The 17,030-nt window shown below is 55.5% G+C and carries 12 protein-coding genes and 1 pseudogene; 9 read left to right on the plus strand and 4 right to left on the minus strand.

Annotation, left to right across the window (positions count from 1 at the left end; all coding sequences use genetic code 11):
* Positions 1–20: 20 nt before the first annotated feature.
* The 6 genes from B5G10_RS03050 to B5G10_RS03075 are packed head-to-tail and all read left to right on the plus strand — an operon-like array spanning position 21 to position 7,385.
* On the plus strand, positions 21–1,754 hold the full coding sequence (locus B5G10_RS03050) for a tetratricopeptide repeat protein (RefSeq protein WP_158098762.1): 1,734 nt from the start codon (positions 21–23) through the stop codon (positions 1,752–1,754).
* On the plus strand, positions 1,751–2,581 hold the full coding sequence (locus B5G10_RS03055; protein ID WP_087423298.1) for a DUF4292 domain-containing protein: 831 nt from the start codon (positions 1,751–1,753) through the stop codon (positions 2,579–2,581). Before B5G10_RS03050 ends, B5G10_RS03055 begins: the two co-directional genes overlap by 4 nt.
* Entirely contained in the window at positions 2,578–3,822 is a 1,245-nt protein-coding gene (locus tag B5G10_RS03060) for a peptidoglycan DD-metalloendopeptidase family protein (RefSeq protein WP_087423299.1), read from the plus strand. The genes B5G10_RS03055 and B5G10_RS03060 overlap by 4 nt, the downstream gene beginning before the upstream one ends.
* Before the next feature lie 19 nt (positions 3,823–3,841).
* A complete protein-coding gene (locus B5G10_RS03065; protein WP_087423300.1) occupies positions 3,842–4,774 on the plus strand; it encodes a GNAT family N-acetyltransferase in 933 nt (310 codons plus the stop codon).
* A 4-nt stretch (positions 4,775–4,778) separates the two neighbouring features.
* On the plus strand, positions 4,779–6,218 hold the full coding sequence (locus B5G10_RS03070) for an oligosaccharide flippase family protein (RefSeq protein ID WP_087423301.1): 1,440 nt from the start codon (positions 4,779–4,781) through the stop codon (positions 6,216–6,218).
* A 57-nt stretch (positions 6,219–6,275) separates the two neighbouring features.
* Positions 6,276–7,385 carry a hypothetical protein gene (locus B5G10_RS03075; RefSeq protein ID WP_087423302.1) on the plus strand — a complete coding sequence of 370 codons (1,110 nt, stop codon included), beginning with the start codon at positions 6,276–6,278 and terminating at the stop codon, positions 7,383–7,385.
* Between the two features lie 9 nt (positions 7,386–7,394).
* On the opposite strand, the gene B5G10_RS03080 is transcribed toward B5G10_RS03075, so the two are convergent.
* From B5G10_RS03080 to B5G10_RS03090, 3 genes are all read right to left on the minus strand, one after another.
* Complete coding sequence (locus B5G10_RS03080; RefSeq protein ID WP_087423303.1) at positions 7,395–8,417, minus strand: glycosyltransferase; 1,023 nt, start codon at positions 8,415–8,417, stop codon at positions 7,395–7,397.
* 9 nt (positions 8,418–8,426) lie between these two features.
* Positions 8,427–9,422 carry a glycosyltransferase family 10 gene (locus B5G10_RS03085; protein WP_087423304.1) on the minus strand — a complete coding sequence of 332 codons (996 nt, stop codon included), beginning with the start codon at positions 9,420–9,422 and terminating at the stop codon, positions 8,427–8,429.
* Positions 9,423–9,487: 65 nt separating this feature from the next.
* Positions 9,488–10,372, minus strand: coding sequence for a helix-turn-helix domain-containing protein (locus B5G10_RS03090; protein WP_087423305.1), 885 nt, complete (start codon positions 10,370–10,372; stop codon positions 9,488–9,490).
* 250 nt (positions 10,373–10,622) lie between these two features.
* Between B5G10_RS03090 and B5G10_RS03095 the strand changes: the two genes are divergently transcribed.
* From B5G10_RS03095 to B5G10_RS03105, 3 genes and pseudogenes are all read left to right on the plus strand, one after another.
* Entirely contained in the window at positions 10,623–11,708 is a 1,086-nt protein-coding gene (locus B5G10_RS03095) for an efflux RND transporter periplasmic adaptor subunit (RefSeq protein ID WP_241147708.1), read from the plus strand.
* 2 nt (positions 11,709–11,710) lie between these two features.
* A pseudogene (locus B5G10_RS03100) lies at positions 11,711–14,706 on the plus strand (efflux RND transporter permease subunit).
* Positions 14,703–16,073 (plus strand): efflux transporter outer membrane subunit, encoded by a 1,371-nt coding sequence (locus B5G10_RS03105; RefSeq protein ID WP_087423307.1) that lies wholly within the window; start codon positions 14,703–14,705, stop codon positions 16,071–16,073. Before B5G10_RS03100 ends, B5G10_RS03105 begins: the two are co-directional and overlap by 4 nt.
* Positions 16,074–16,251: 178 nt before the next feature.
* Here B5G10_RS03105 and B5G10_RS03110 read toward each other — a convergent pair whose 3' ends face one another.
* On the minus strand, positions 16,252–17,025 hold the full coding sequence (locus B5G10_RS03110) for a TIGR03915 family putative DNA repair protein (RefSeq protein WP_255375255.1): 774 nt from the start codon (positions 17,023–17,025) through the stop codon (positions 16,252–16,254).
* Between the last annotated feature and the right edge of the window lie 5 nt (positions 17,026–17,030).

Genomic DNA, 17,030 nt, shown 5'->3' on the forward strand with positions numbered 1-17,030 from the left:
CGAATATGATGGGGATAAGCATGAAAAAATACCGATACATAGGGCTGTTGTGCCTGGCAGGGTGTGTCGCCTTGAGCGGATGTGCCGTGCACAGGAGTACAGTCGCCGACGAGCTCTCGGCCGGCGAGCGCCAGAAGTTTGAATATTTCTATTTGGAAGCCGAGCGGCAAAAGGCTCTTGGCCACAACGATGCCGCCTTCGACCTCATGAGTCGGGCTGCCGAAATAGATACGACCAGTGCTGCCGCCCGTTTCTTTCTGGCTCCCTATTACCTGCAACTGGGCCTCTATGATCAGGCGCGTAACGATTTGCGCTATGCGGCCGAGGAGTATCCCGACAACTATTGGTACAACGTGGTGTATGCCAACTTCTCGCAACGGAGCGGGCAGCACGACGAGGCGATAAGGATATGGTCGCGACTGCTCAAGAAGAACCCCGACAAGGGCGAAATCAACTCGGCCCTAGCCGAAGCCTATACGGCCAAGGGCGACTTGAAGTCGGCCATTGCCTGCTACGACAGTCTGGAATCGTCGATGGGTATGATGGAGCCCATCACCATCGAGAAGTTGAGGCTCTACGGGTACATGGGCGACAAGGAGGCCATGGTTTCCGAAGCCGAGAAGTTGCAGCACACCTTCCCACAGAATACCGACTACATGCGGCTGCTGGGCGATATCTATTTGGAGGCCGGGCGCGACTCGGCGGCCTTGTCGATGTATGACCGGGCCCTGTCGCTGGAGCCCGAAAACGGGTATGTCTATCTCTCGAAGGCCGGCTATTACGAGAAGAAGGGCGACTCCATCGCCTACAACAACGAAATACGCAACGCCCTGTTGAACCGTCATGTCGATGTAGATACGAAATTGAATATCTTCAGAACCTATATCGTGGATCTCATGAAGAAGAACAAGGAGCTGAACCGGGTCGATTCGCTCTTTGTCGAGATGCTCGAACAGTATCCGCAGGAGGAGCCTGTACACAGCCTTTACGGCATGTATCTGTCGAGCCGCAAGGAGTTCTCACGGGCCGAGGAGCAGTATGCCATTGCCACCGACCTGGAACCCACCAATCCCGACAACTGGCTGCAACTGATAGGGCTCTATCTTTATCAGGAGAAGTACCCCGATGTGATACGGGTGGGCAAGCGAGCCATACAGTATGTGCCCGACCAAAAGGATATCTACATGTATGTGGCGGTGGCCAGTGCGCAAACCAAGAGCTATGCCGAGGCCCTCGAGATGCTCGAGACGGGGCTTACTTATGTTGATGAGGGCGACAACGGCACGAAGTCGTTCTTCTATGGGCAGATGGGCGATGTCTATCACTCGTCGGGCAACCGCGAGAAAGCCTATGAAATGTATGACCTGGCGCTGTCGTACAACGCCTCGAACATACCGGTACTCAACAATTACAGTTACTTCCTGGCGCTCGACGGGAGCGACCTCGACAAGGCCGAGCGCATGAGTGCCCAGACGGTGAAGGCCGAGCCCGACAACGCTACCTATCTCGATACCTATGCCTGGATTTTCTTCAAGAAGGGCGACTATTCGCTGGCGCGCCTCTACATGAAGAATGCCATCGACAAGAGTCCCGAGCCCAGTGCCGAACTGTTTGAGCACTATGGCGACATACTCTATATGCTGGGTGAGGTCGATGAGGCGGTAGAGTACTGGCAAAAGGCACTCGATTTGGGGAGCGAGTCGGCCGATGTGTTGAAAGAGAAAATCAAGCAAAAGAAATATATTGAGCAATGAAACAGATCTATATAGCACTCGGTATCGTGCTGTTGTCGATATTGGCCGGTTGTAAAGGGGGAAAGGAACTGGCTACCACGCAGCCGGTGTCGCAGGAGGTGCGGAATGATTTCGAAAATCTTGTGGCATCGTATCCCCAATGGACGACCTTCTCGTCGAAGGGGTCGGCCGATATAGCTTTGGGCAAGGGCGGTTCGATGAGTGCCAATACCCAGGTGCGCATGGTGCGCGGCGAGTCGTTGCAAATCTCGGTACGCATATTCCTGGGTATCGAGGTGGCCCGTCTCTACATGACGCGCGACAGCCTCTTCTTGATTGATAAGATGCAGCGCCGCTACATGGCCGAGTCGCTCTCGTCGATTGGCGAGCGGCTCTCCCAAACCATTGCACTGCCCACGGTGCAGGATGCCTTGCTGGGGCGTATCTTTCTCTTGAACAACCCGTCGGCCGAGTATGGCATAGCCGATTTCGAAGTAGTCGAGTCGGGGTCGTCGCGCTGGTCGTTGTTGCCCCGGCGGCAGGATGCCCGGTTTGGTTACCGGTTCGACCTGAACGGCACGAAGTTGCTCTCGACCAAGGTGAGTTCGGCCGATGGCAGCAAGTCGGTCGTGTGCCACTATACCGACTTTGTGAAGCAGGGCACGAGCAACAATTTCCCCACGAGCATGCAGTTGTCGCTCAAGGGGTTGAGTATGCCGCTTTCGCTCAATCTGCACTATGATGCCTCGTCGGTAGCCTGGAACGGGAACCTGAGTCTGGAGAAACCCGATTTGTCAAGATATACGCGCGTTACGGCAGCGCAATTGTTAAAGGAGTTGTCGATATGAAAAGGTGGTTAGTCATATTGTGTATAATCGGTTTGGGAGCTTCGACGGCTCTCTTCTCCCAAACCCTCGAGATGGAGAAGCTGCGCCGCAATCGGGAGCAGACCTTGAAAGAGCTGAACGAAACCAACAAGAAGCTCGACAAGACTTTGCGCAGTGCCAAGAGTTCGCTCAACGAGTTGAACAGTATCACGGCCGAGATAAAGCAGCAGCGGGCTCTTATTGCCAAAATCAATAAGGAGATTGCCGCAATCAATCGCAAGCAGCGGGCGGTGAAAGATACCATCTATCTGTTGCAGAAGGACCTCACGGCCAAGAAGCTCAGCTATGCCAATGCCGTGAAGCGCATGGGGCACCGGCGGTCGGAGTATGACGAACTGATGTTTATCTTCTCGGCCTCGTCGTTGAGCCAGTCGTACCGGCGGGCCCGTTACCTGAAGGAGTATTCGGCCTGGCGCAAGCGTCAGGCTGCCGAGATAGCCGAGCGCAAACAGCAGCTCGAGGAGTTGCAGAAGGAACTGGAAAAGAGTATGGCCGAGAAGAATGCCGTGCTCAAGGAGCGAAGCGCCGAGGCCGATGTGCTGCAAAAGCAGGAGAGCAGCAAGCGCAACCTGATTGCCGGACTCAAGAAACAGGAGAAACAACTCAAGCGCGAGATAGACCGCAAGCGCAAACAGGCCGAGGCCCTCGACCGCAAACTCGAGCAATTGATTGCCGAGGAGGAGCGCAAGTCGTCGGAACGGGCCAACAAGGCCGACGGGCAAAGCTCGACGGCCAAGCGTTCAAGCAAGGGTTACAAGATGACCAAAGAGGAGTTGGCCTTGTCGGGTAGCTTCGAGAAGAATAAGGGAAAACTGCCCTTCCCGCTCTCGGGCAGTTACAAGATTGTGGCCCACTTCGGCCGTCAGCAACACCCCGAATTGCGCTATGTGCAGACCGAGAACAGCGGTATCGACATAGAGACCACACCGGGCACCAAGGCACGGTCGGTATTCAACGGGGTGGTTTCGCGCATCTTCGTGACGCCGGGCTACAACAGCACCATCATCGTGCGTCACGGCAACTACCTCACCATCTATGCCAACTTGAGCGAGGTCTATGTGCGGGCGGGCGAGAAGGTGAAGACAGGTCAGAGTCTGGGTAAGATTTACTCCGATTCGCAAGACGGCAATCGCACCATCCTCACCTTCCAACTGTGGAAGGAGCGCACGAAACTGAATCCCGAGTTGTGGCTCAATCTCTAAGAAACAAAGGAGGAAGCGCATGGAGATACATCGATACACGACGGCTTATCACCGCGACTGGAACGATTTCGTGAACGAGTCGTCAAACGGCACGTTCCTCTTCTTGCGGGAGTACATGGAGTATCATGCCGACCGCTTTAGCGACTATTCGCTTCTGGTTTACGAGGGCAACAAACTGCTGGCGTTGCTGCCGGCCAACCGGCAGGGCGATGTGCTCTATTCGCACGCCGGCCTCACCTATGGGGGCCTTGTTGTGACTACCCGGAACACGACGGTGCAGGTGCTCGAAATCATGCAGCTCATTGCCGACTTCCTGCGCAAGGAGCGTTTTGTCAAGTGGGTCTATAAATGTGTGCCTCATATCTATCACCGCTACCCCTCGGAGGCCGATTGCTATGCCCTTTTCCGCCTCGATGCCCGGTGGGTGGGGTGCAACATTTCGTCGGCCGTTCAGCAAGAGGGTGCGCTGCGTTTCAGGGCCGACCGCCGCAGCCGCATCAAGAAGGCCGAGCAGGCCGGCTTGCAGGTGGTCGAGACGACCGACTTTGCGCCATTCTGGGCCATACTCGAGGCCAATCTGCAGGAGCGGTTCCACGTGAAACCGGTCCATTCGCTGGCCGAAATCGAATTGTTGCACGGCCGTTTTCCCGACCGCATACGCCATTTTGTGACGATGCGCGGCGACGAGGTGCTGGCCGGTAGTGTCATCTACGACACGGGCGTCGTGGCCCATGCACAATATACCTCGGCTTCGCACGAGGGAAAGAGCTTGGGAGCCCTCGATCTGCTGTATGGCAAAATCATCGGCGAGGTGTTTGCCCATCGCAAGTGGTTCGATTTTGGACAATCGACCGAAGATATGGGTCACTATCTCAACGAGGGACTCATCACCCAGAAAGAGGGTTTCGGATGCCGGGCGGTCGCCTACAATATTTACGAGATAAACTTATGAGCATATGAACGGCGGGGAGGAGAAAAAAAATTACCGCACCATCGTGAAGGCTATCAGCCTTTTCGGGGGGACACAGGTATTCTCCATTCTCTGCTCGATTGTGAAAACCAAGCTGATAGCCATCTGGCTGGGAGCCGGGGGTGTGGGTATCATCGGGTTGTACAGCAACACGATCGACATGATATCGGCCTTGACGGGACTGGGGCTTGGGGGTAGTTCGGTGCGCAGCATTTCGCGCGAATACCAGTCGGGCGATGCCGATCGCTTTGCCCGGGTGGTGACCGTGGTGCGGCGGTGGGTGTGGTTCACGGGGCTGGCCGGAGCCGTGCTGATGCTCTCGTTTGCTCCGCTGTTGAGTCGCTACACCTTTGGCGATTCGCAGCACATCTGGGGCTTTGTATTTCTGTCGTGCACGCTGCTCTTCAATGCCTTGTCGGAGGGAGAGCGGGCTATCTTGCAGGGAACGGCCCGACTCAAATCGATGGCCCGCTGCTCGGTCATCGGGTCGGTGGTGGCCCTGCTGGTATCGATACCGCTGTTTTATTTTTTCCGAATCGAAGGTATTGTTCCCTCGCTGATGTTGCACTCGTCCTCGATCTGGCTTGTGTATGTGTTGTTTGGCGAGAAGATCAAGCGCAAGCAGGTGTCGATGAGTGCGGGTGAAATCTTTCAACAGGGCAAGGGAATTGCCGCGTTGGGTATCTTCATGACCACGAGCGGTTTTGTGACATCGCTCTTTTCCTATCTGTTTGTTGCCTGGCTGAACTATCGCAGCGGTACCGACGAGGTGGGTTATTACCAGTCGGGCTATACGCTGGTAATGAAGTATGTGGGGCTGGTTTTCACGGCCATGATGATGGAGTATTATCCCCGACTGTCGGGCGTGTGCGAAGACCGGCGATTGCTCTCGGAGCATGTGTCGCAGCAAATCGAGACCTCGTTGCTGGTACTGGCGCCGTTGGTCTCGCTCTTTATCGTTTTGCAAACGGTGATTATACATGTATTATATACGGCCGACTTTCTGGTAATAGGCGAGTATATCTCGTGGGCTGCTTTGGGGATGCTGCTGCGCGCCTTCTCGTGGAGTGTGAGTTTCGTCCTGCTGGCCAAGGGTGTGGGCCGTCTTTACCTGATTACCGAAGTCCTGGCCGACTCGCTCACCTTTGTGCTGAATATCGTGGGATATCTGTTGTGGGGGCTGGCCGGCGTGGGCGTTGCCTATCTGCTGGGCTTCCTCTTCTCGTCGGTGGGGCTGTATCTGCTCTGTCGGGTCAAGTATGGGCTTGTCATACCGAGGCGGGTGTTTGTACTGTTGACCCTTGGTACGGTGGGGGGTGCAGTCGTGTTGCTGTTGTTTCACGGGGGCTATGTGGCAGGAGCCTGGGTAGCGACAGCCGTGGTGGTTGCTTTGGCCGGTCTGCAACTGAAGAGACGATTGGCATAGGCGGTCTAAAGTAGGGGCGAAAATAGATGAGAAAGATAGATAAGGAGAGATAGATTCATGAAGATATTGTTTGTAGGCGATTACAGCAACTACAACCGGGCCCTGTCGCTGGCGTTGCGGCGGTTGGGACACGAAGTGACGGTGGCCTCCGACGGCTCGCGCTGGATGAATACGGCCCGCGACCTCGATATGTCACGCCCTTTCAAGAACAAGGTGGGCGGACTGCTGTTGTGGGCCAAACTGAATACCCTGTTGCGCTCGCGGCTGGAGGGGTATGACATCGTACAGATCAATTCGCCCGTCTTTACCGCCTTGCAGCCCTGCCGGCTGCGTCCGCTCTTTGATCGACTGGTCAAGAAAAACGGCGCCGTCTATCTCACGGCCATGGGTACCGATACCTACTATATCGACTTCTGCCTGTCGGGAGCATTGCGGTATAACGAGTGGAGAATAGGCGACCAGCCTTCGCCGCTTGCCCTTGCCCAGCCCGACGAGCTTCGGCGCTGGCAGGCTCCGGTGCTTACCGATTACACCCGCTATGTGTATGAGCATGTGAAGGGTGTGGTGAGTTGCCTGTATGAATATCACGAGTCGTGTCGTCGGGTGGTCGAGCCTTCGCGGTTGGCCTATGCCGGCATACCTATCGATACCGACTCCCTGTCGATGGCACACGGCGATGAGGTGCCGTCGCGGGTGAAACTCTTCCTGGGTGTGCATCGCGACCGCATGATCGAGAAGGGAACCGACCGTATGCTGGCGGCTGCCCGCCGGGTGGTCGAGCGACATCCCCGGGCGTGCGAACTGGTCTATGTCGAGAATCGTCTGTATAGCGAGTATATTCAATTGATGAGGTCGTCGCACGTGGTGCTCGACCAACTTTACAGTTATACCCCTGCTACCAATGCCCTGCTGGCGATGGCCCAGGGTTTGGTGGTGGTGAGCGGTGCCGAGCCGGAGTATTACGATTTCATCGGGGAGACTGAGAATCGGCCTATTGTCAATGCCATTCCCGATGACGAGAAACTGGAGGCACAGCTCGAAGAGATTGTGCTCCACCCCGAGCGTCTGCCCGAGCAGGCGCGCCGCAGCCGCGAGTTTGTGGTGAAACACAACCGCGACGAGTTGGTGGCCCGACGTTTCCTCGACTTCTGGGCCCGTTGTCGATAAGCGATTATATCAGATATGTTTTTTTATCCACTCCTTTCCCCGGGAGAGGAGCAGCAGGGTGCCGTCGGTCAACGGTCTCTTTTTCCATCGCAGGGCAATCTTCATGAGCCTGAAGATGAGCGGCAGGCGGGTAGCTGTCACAACCATGTCATAGTCCTGCCGGTAAACCTCTTCGATAAATTCCCAGCGCTCTCGGGAGGGGAAGTGCCCCTCGGCCGAGTACAGGGCATAGATCGACTGGTAGATGAGGTGGGCCCGTTCTTCCAAAATGCAGCGCTCGTATTCCCGGTTGTCGATGCCAAATAACCCGATGAGCTCCTGTCGCAGGGCATAAGCCTCGCGAGCGTAGGCCGACAGCGCCTTGTAGGGGAGCAGTCGGTGGGTGAGCGAGTCGGTGTCGCGCTGGATATAGTAATAGTCGATGTGGTCGATTAGCGCTATCGAGCGGCACTGTTTCACATAGTTCAGCACGAACAGGTGGTCTTCACCGTAGGAGTAGCGGGGGTCGAAGTGCAAGAGGTTCTCCTGTATGATGTCTCGTCGGAAAAGTTTGTTGCAGGGGCCTTTGGTGGTGTTGTGCATTTCGGCTTCGGCAAAGAGATTTCCTTGCTCGGGTTTGCTCCGGGCCGAGCGCGTGCGGTCGAACCCATAGGACTCTTCCTTTCCCGAGTTGTCGTAAAGCAGCAATATGCCCGCGATGGCCAGGTCGCTCTCGAAGAGGAGGAAGTGGGAGAGGTAGGTCGGCGACACCCGGTCGTCGGCATCGATAAAGGTGATGTATTCACCCCGGGCCAACGCCAGACCCCGGTTACGGGCTTCCGAAACGCCGGCGTTCGGCTGGTGCACCACGGCGATGCGTGAATCTTTGGTCGCATATCGGTCGGCAATTTCCCCCGAGGCATCGGTCGATCCGTCGTCAATCAAGAGCAGTTCAAACGACGGGAAGTCCTGGCACAGCACGCTGTCGAGACATTCGGGCAAGAACTTCTCGGCATTGTAGATGGGAATGATAATCGAGATGCGTGGTTCCATGGATGTGTGTTAGGGTTTACCGGGAGTATAGAGTTTGCGCAGAAGCCGGTTCCGGAACATGCGGGCTTTGCATTGAGCCATTCGGTTGTAGTCGAGTGTACGCCCGTAGTCTGGGCGGAATCGACGGGGAGCTGAAGCTATGCGGTAGAGGTATTCGTCGAGCCGGGGAATGAGGCGATCGTCGAGCCGGGGACTCTCGGCCAGGAAGCTGCGGTACAGGCGGTCGTCGCTATCGACACGTTTGATATAGTCGATGCAGCGGTCGAGGGTATCGAAGTCGTGCACGTTGATGAAGGTTGCCGGGTTTACCTCTTTGCCAATCAGTTGGTTTCCCCAGTAGATGGGCACGGTGCGGGCATAGAGAGCCTCCATGATTTTCTCGGTGGTATAGCCTTCGCCTTCGGAGTTTTCGAAAGCGATGTTGAATTTGTAGCGGGCAATGAAGTCGATTTTGTCTTCGACAGCCCCTCCCACGTTGTTGCGATATTGCCCTCCATAGGCGATGGGTTTGTATTGGGCAAGCTCTTCCTCGAACCGGAAGAGGAGCGGGTCGCGTTTCTGGTAATTGGAGATGACCAGACTGCAAAATGGCCGTCGTTCGAGTGGGCCTCCGGCGGGCGACTCGAAAAACGATCCTTGCAACATGGGTGGGTAGCAGTCGTAGGTGGGATAGAGGGGAAATCGCAGGTAGCGTTCACCGAAGTCGAGATAGGCAAACCCGATGCCATAGTCGCAAAGGTTGAAGTCGGGGACGATATTTTCTCCGGTATAGAAGACTTTGACCGAATCGAAATAGTCGAGATGTCGCTCGCCGAACCCCGAAAAGAAGAGCAGGTCGGAGGCTTCGGGACTGTCATCGGGCAAGATGGTCACGTCGAAATGGTGCGACAGCAACTCGGTGAAGAGAAAGTTTTCGGGTTCGAAGTAGTCCCAAAAGTCGGTATATCGTATGGTGAGTCTTTTCATGGGGCGAAAGATAGTTGCGACCGAAACAAAAGTAATCATTTTTTTGAAAAAATGCGACCTCTGTCAGTCGAAATGAGCCTGGTGTGCAGTATTGTCGGGGCGGGTCAGTCAATGCTTGTCTTTTTTTGTCGGCGGTAGGCCATGGGCGAAATCTGTTTTTGTTTCTTGAAAAACTTGCAGAAGGCCCCCTGGTCCGAAAAGTGGAGCCTCTCGGCAATCTGGCCGATAGGAATGCGGTCGTCCTCGAGCAGAGCCATGGCCTGGTGAATAATTTCGTCGCAGATAACGGCGTGTGGGGTCTTCCCCACCATCTCCTTGACAACCCGGGTGAGGTGTTTGGTCGAGATGCAGAGGGCGTTGGCATAGAACTCGATCTGGTGCTCCTCGGCAAAATGTTTCGACACAAGCGTCATGAATTGTAGTGTGATGAAGTCGCGCTTGCTCACATAGGGCGGCATGTCATTGGGGTTCTCCTGGTGAGAGAGCATGCAGTTTCCCAACTCGAGGCTGAAACTCTTGAAATAGACTCTGGTCAGTTCGCGGCGGTAGTAGTGCGAGGGGTTGGCAATCGTCTCTTTCAAGAGGACAAGTTGTTGCTCGAGTCGGTCGATTTCGCTCGGTGAGAAGTGCCAGATGCGTATGTGTGGATGTTCGAGCGAGTAGTGCAGAGGGCCTGGGCGCAGATTCTTGAGCGATTCGCTGGCAAACTCGAACGAAACGAAGAGGCACCATCCTCGCAAATCTTGACTGGCCGATTCGACCCGAACCGAGGTCGTCTCCATAACGTCGAAATAGGAGTTGGACGCCACCTCGTAGGGGCGGTCGTTGACGGTCAGGCTCAGGCTGCCTTTGCACACCATCATGAACATGCGGCTTCCCGCGATGGTGATACCTTCCAGTTTGTAAAATTGTTCGGGCGAAATGAGTAGGATGAGGTTCCCTATGCGGCAACTCTCCGGGAAGAGGGAGGATAACTCTTGCTGTGTCATGGTGCGATTGATTTATGTGATGTTGAATGGTGCAAAAATAGAGCAAAATGTCTCTAAAATACAATTCTATACGTCAAATAGACATACGATTTCCTAATAAATTCTAATGTGGTACCATTTGGACAAATCCTTGCGCCAATTGTCTAAGCGGGAGATGAATAATGGCTCCTATTTTTACGACAGGAAATAAAAAATTTAACTAAAAATGAAGGTAAAAAGATTTTTTGTATGGGGTTTATGCTTTGCCGGAATGTTGGCGGGATGTCAACAAAAGGCCGGGGAGCAGAGTGGAGGGGATACCTATCCGCTTTTGACGTTGAAGCCCGAGGATCGGCAGTTGTCGGTCAAATACTCGGCCGTGATAGAAGGTAAACAGGATGTAGAGGTGCGCCCGCAGGTATCGGGCACAATCACCCGGGTACTGGTCGAGGAGGGTGCCCATGTGCGCAAGGGCGAGGTACTCTTTGTCATCGACCAGGTGCCCTATAAGGCCGCTTTGCAGAAGGCTGTCGCCGCCGTGGCAACGGCCGAGGCCAACGAGGCCACGGCCAAACAGACTCTCGAGGGAAAGGAGTTGCTTTTTGCCGACCGGGTGATTTCGGACTTTGAGCTGCACACGGCTCAAAACGAGTACAAGAGTGCGCAGGCGGCTTTGCAGCAGGCTCGGGCCGAGCTGACCGATGCGCAGAACAATCTCTCTTATACCGAGGTGAAGAGTCCCGTCGATGGGTATGCCGGCATGACCTCGTTTCGTATCGGGGCGCTGGTGAGTGCGTCGATGACCGAGCCGCTCATACGGGTATCGGACAACTCGCAGATGTATGTCTATTTCTCCCTCACCGAGAAACAGGTGCTCGGGCTCACGGCCCGCTATGGGTCACTCGACAAGGCTCTCGCCTCTTTCCCCGAAGTTTCGCTCGAGTTGAACGACGGTTCGATTTACGGGACGAAGGGTAGGGTCGATGTCATCAGCGGTATGATCGACAAGACCACGGGCACGGTGAGCCTGCGGGCCGTCTTTGACAACAAGGACAAACGGTTGTTGAGCGGTGGGTCGGCCAATGTGATTGTGCCCTACGACCGCAAGCAGTGTCTGGTCATCCCGCAGGGAGGGACCTATGAGATTCAAGATCGCGTGTTTGCCTACAAGGTGGTCGATGGGAAAGCTGTATCGACCCCCATCGAGGTGTTTGAGATAAACGATGGTAGCGAGTATATTGTCGAGAGCGGACTGCAACCGGGCGATGTAATCGTGTCGGAGGGTGCGGGCCTGTTGAAAGAGGGTACCGTGGTCGATCCCACGGCGGCAGCATCGGCAGCTAAAGAGGAGGATTGACCATGAAGTTGCAGTATTTCATAGACCGGCCCATCTTGTCGATGGTGATCTCGGTCGTTATCCTCGTAGCAGGATTGATCGGGCTTTATGCCCTGTCGGTGGAGCAATACCCCGATATTGCGCCGCCTACCATACGGGTATCCACGACTTATAGCGGAGCCAATGCTGAGGCGGTGCAGAAGAGTGTCATCGTGCCGCTCGAGGAGGCAATCAATGGTGTGGAGAACATGACCTACATGACCTCGACAGCCAGTAACACGGGTAGTGCCGAGATTACAGTTTACTTCAAGCAGGGCAGCGACCCCGATATGGCGGCCGTGAACGTGCAGAACAAGGTCTCTACCGCCACCTCGCTGTTGCCGGCCGAGGTGACCAAGGTGGGTGTGACCACCATGAAGCGGCAGAGCAGTATGCTGAAGATTTTCGGTCTCTACAGTCCCAACGGCACATACGACGAGGCTTTCCTTACCAACTATCTGAGCATCAATATCAAGCCGCAGATTCAGCGTATATCGGGCGTAGGCGAGGTGAATGTGATGGGTGGCGACTACGCCATGCGCATCTGGCTGAAGCCCGACGTGATGGCCCAGTATGAACTGGAGCCGAGCGATGTGGAGGCGGCTCTCTCGAGCCAGAATATCGAGGCCTCGACGGGTGCTATCGGTGAGGATTCGAAGAATGTCTATCAATATACGCTCAAGTATCGCGGACGTCTCGAGAAGGAGCAGGAGTTTGAAGAGATTGTCATCAAGGCCTTCGACGACGGCCGGGTGTTGCGGTTGAAAGATATCGCTACCGTCGAACTGGGCTCGCAGAGCTACTCCTATACCGGCCGGGTGAATGGGGCGCCGGGCTCGACCTGTATGATTAACCAGACGGCCGGCACCAATGCCAACGAGATTATTACCAACATCGACAACTATCTCGACGAGTTGCAAGAGACGCTGCCCGAGGATATGGAGATCGTGGAGCTGATGAGTACCAAAAACTTCCTCGATGCCTCGATTAACGAGGTAATCAAGACGCTGCTCGAGGCTATCATTCTGGTGGTGCTGGTGGTCTATGTCTTCCTGCAGAACCCACGCTCGACGCTCATCCCCACCATCAGTATCTTCGTGTCGCTCATCGGTACCTTTGCCGTGCTCTATCTGGCGGGGTTCAGCATCAACCTGCTCACCCTGTTTGCTCTGGTACTGGCCATCGGTACGATTGTCGATGATGCCATCATTGTGGTCGAGGCGGTGCAGGTGCGGTTCGACGAAGGGTATCGCTCGCCCTATAAGGCCTCGATCGATGCGATGAGCGGCATCTCGTCGGCCATTGTCACCTCTACGCTGGTGTTTATGGCGGTATTTGTGCCGGTGTCGTTCATGGGGGGCACATCGGGTGTGTTCTATACCCAGTTTGGTATCACGATGGCGGTAGCCGTGGGCATCTCGGCCATCAACGCCCTCACCCTCTCGCCGGCACTCTGTGCTCTGCTGTTGCGGCCCAACGAGATTCTGGTCGATGGGAAGAAGCCTGAGTTTTCGACCCGCTTCAGGCTGGCCTTCGACTCTATATTCAAGCGTCTTGTTCGCAAGTATAAGGAGGGCGCCAAATTCTTCATCAGGCACAAATGGCTGGTGTGGACTATGTTTGCCGCCTCGGTGGGGCTGTTGCTCTATTTCATGGCCACGACCAAGACCAGTCTGGTGCCTTCGGAAGATACCGGCTCTATCTTCGTGAGCCTCGATACCCCGGCCGGCAGTACTCTGGCCGAGACGGCGAGTATCATGGACAAGGTAGAGGCCGAACTGAAACAGATCCCGCAAATCGACAACTTCAACAACGTGGCCGGTTTCGGTATGGGCACGGGTAGTGGTTCGTCGCATGGTATGTTCATTATCAAACTGAAACCGTGGGACGAGCGCCCGGGTGAGGAGAACAGTGTCGATGCCATCTCGGCCGAGATTTACCGGCGCACGGCTCATATCAAGAATGCCCGACTGTTTGTCTTCTCGCCGCCCATGATTTCGGGTTATGGCACGGGCAACAGTTTCGAGCTCTATCTGCAGGACCGCTCGGGCAAGGGTATCGATGCCTTGAGCCAGGTGACTAACAACTTCCTGGTCGAGCTGAACAAGCGTCCCGAAATCGAGATGGCCTATACTTCGTTCAGTGCCAACTTCCCCCAGTATCGCGTCGATGTCGATGAGGCCCAGTGCCAGCGGGCCGGCATCACCACCGACAAGGTGCTCTCGGTACTCTCGGGTTATTTCGGCAGCATCTATGCCTCGAACTTCAACCGTTTCACCAAGTTGTACCGGGTTATCATCCAGGCTCCGTCGGACAGCCGCAAGAGCATCCAGTCGCTCGATAATATCTTTGTGAAGACCTCCGACGGCATGGCACCCATCAGCCAGTTTGTAACACTCACCAAGACCTATGGCGCCGAGTCGCTCACGCGGTTCAACATGTTCTCGTCGATCAACGTGCAGGGCATGCCGGCCAGCGGTTACAGTTCGGGCGATGTGATTAATGCCGTGAAAGAGGTAGCGGCGCAAACCCTGCCCACCGGTTACGGCTATGAGTTCTCGGGGATGACCCGCGAGGAGGAGCAGATGGCCGATTCGCACGACACGGTGATTATCTATGGTGTTTGTATCCTCTTCATCTATCTCATACTTTGTGCGCTCTATGAGAGTCTGTTCATTCCCCTGGCTGTGATTCTGTCGGTACCGTTTGGCTTGATGGGCAGCTTCCTGTTTGCCCGCTTGTGGGGTATTGAGAACAACATCTATTTGCAGACGGCCCTGACGATGATCTTCGGGTTGCTCCCGCTTATGTTTGCATCGGGGGTAGGTGCCAACGGTAATACGTCGCTGGGTGTAGGTACCGTGGGGGTATGCTCATCGGCACAATTGCCCTGCTGTTTGTAACGCCCGTCTTCTTCATCACCTTCCAGTATATCGAGGAGCGGGTTATGGGTAAACGTAAAGAGGATAGAAAGATATGAAAAAGATAATATGTATAGCGATGTGTGCCCTGCTGTTGAGCAGTTGCCACATCTACAAACAATACGAACGGCCCGAGGAGCTGCCGGTCGATAGCCTCTTCAGGGGTGCCGAGTCATATACGACCAACGACTCGCTCACTTGGGGCGACCTCGCCTGGGAGGAGGTTTTCCAGGATACCTTGTTGCAGCGTCTCATTCGATTTGGGCTCGACAACAACACCGATTTGCAGACGGCTCTGTTGCGGGTCGATGAGGCGAAGGCCCAGCTCACGGCAGCCCGTCTTGCCTTTCTGCCGTCGCTCACCCTGTCGCCGCAGGGCTCGATAAGCAGTACCGATGGGGCCAAGGCGGTGAAGACCTATGAGATACCGGTTCAGGCCAGTTGGGAGATCGATCTCTTTGGCAATCTGCTCAATGCCGCACGGGGCTCCCGCTCCACCTTGTTGCAGCAGGAGGCCTATCGGCAGGCCATCCAGTCGGAGGTGATTGCCACCATAGCCAACAACTACTATTCGTTGCTGATGCTCGACGAACAGGTCGAGTTGAGCCAATCGACCCTCTCGCTTTGGCAGGAGCAGGTGCGCATCATGGAGTCGCTCCTGAAGGTGGGCGAAGAGACCGAGAATGCCGTCACCCAGGCTCGGGCCAACCTGTATGAGCTGGAGGCGACCCATAACGATCTGTTGCGTCAGCAACGAGAGGCCGAGAATTCGCTCTGCACCGTGCTGGGTGTGACGCCCCGGGCCATCGAGCGGGGGCGGCTTGCCGGGCAGCAGTTCCCCGAAATCTTCAACGTGGGGGTACCGTTGCGGTTGCTCTCGAAACGGCCCGATGTGCGTGAGGCCGAGATGACCCTGGCCAGTGCCTACTACACGACCAACCAGGCGCGGTCGGCCTTCTATCCCAATCTTACCCTCTCGGGCAGTGCGGGATGGACCAACTCGCTGGGGCAGGTGGTGACCAATCCCGGCGGGTGGATTCTCTCGGCCGTGGCCTCGTTGACTCAACCGATTTTCAATCGGGGAAAACTGGTATCGAACCTGCGGGTGTCGAAAGACGAGGAGCAGATTGCTTTGCTCAATTACAAACAGACCCTGCTCGATGCCGGGCAGGAGGTGAGTGATGCACTCTATGCCGTCGAGTCGGCCGAGCGCAATCTCGAGATTCACCAAAAGCAGTGCCGCGAATTGGAACGTACGGTCGAGACCTCTACCGCCCTTTACAAGACGGGCAATGCCACCTATCTCGAACTGCTCACCGCGCAGCAGTCGTTGCTGAATGCCCGACTGAACATGGTGTCGGACAGTTTCACCCATTGCCAGTCGATTATCACCCTTTACAATGCCCTGGGAGGCGGTAGCGACTGATTGGGCCAAGCCTTGCGTTGACGGGAACCGACAAGTCAGGTTCCCTGCTTTTGATAGAACTTGTTTTATGTGATGATTTATGAAAGGAGGTGCAGCGGCCGACGGGAGTGAACATCTCGTTTGTCGCTGCACTTGTGTGCAGACTTGTCAACTGTGCCGCCGGCCGGGGTGGCAATTGTTACTTGTTCTTTTCGGTAAGGTATTTCCAGTAGCGCACGGGCATGTCTTTCCGCTGCTTCCGGGGGTTGATGCGGCCCTGTATGCAGACGGCCTTGAAGTAGGTGCGCCACAGCTCTTGAAACAGTTTTTCGTCGTCGGCCATGAGCGACTCGTCCAGCTTGCCGGTGACGAAGTGCGGGAGGCTTTCGTCGAAGGTTACTTGGGTCACCTCGCTCTGGTTGTAGTAATAGCCGTAGTGCCGTTTCTTGTCGTAGATGACGAAGGGCTGGTCGGCAAAGCGGTCCTTGAAATGGGCTATGGCCAGGGGCAATACGTTGTACTGCGGCTCCATGATGCCGAAGTAGGTGCCGTCGGCCGCCTTCTGGAAGCGGATGAACTGCATCATGCGCAGGCGCTCGTACAGTACTTTGCGGAAGGTGTTGGTGACAAACAGAATATCGTCGTCGGAAAAGTTGCGCTCGAGGCTCACGGGGCTGTCGATGTTTTTGCAGATATACTTGAAGAGGTGCAGGTCCAGCTCCGGGAGTTCCGACAGGTAGCTCACGGTAAGGCACGAGAGGGCCTCTTTCGACAATTTCTTTTCGAGAGCCTTCCATACCCGGCCCGACTTCTCTTCGTCGGTGATTACCGTGTGCACCTCGTCGTAGAACAGCGGGAGGGGTTCGTCAAGGCCTTGAATCATCTGCGGGAACGACCGGCGGGCATATGCGTCGAAGACGGCAGTGAGCATGCCGTCGAACGTGCGGTCGTATTGAAAGATAATCGATGACACAGGGC

Origin of the sequence: Barnesiella sp. An55, from assembly GCF_002161555.1 — a bacterium.
GTDB lineage: Bacteria > Bacteroidota > Bacteroidia > Bacteroidales > Barnesiellaceae > Barnesiella > Barnesiella merdipullorum.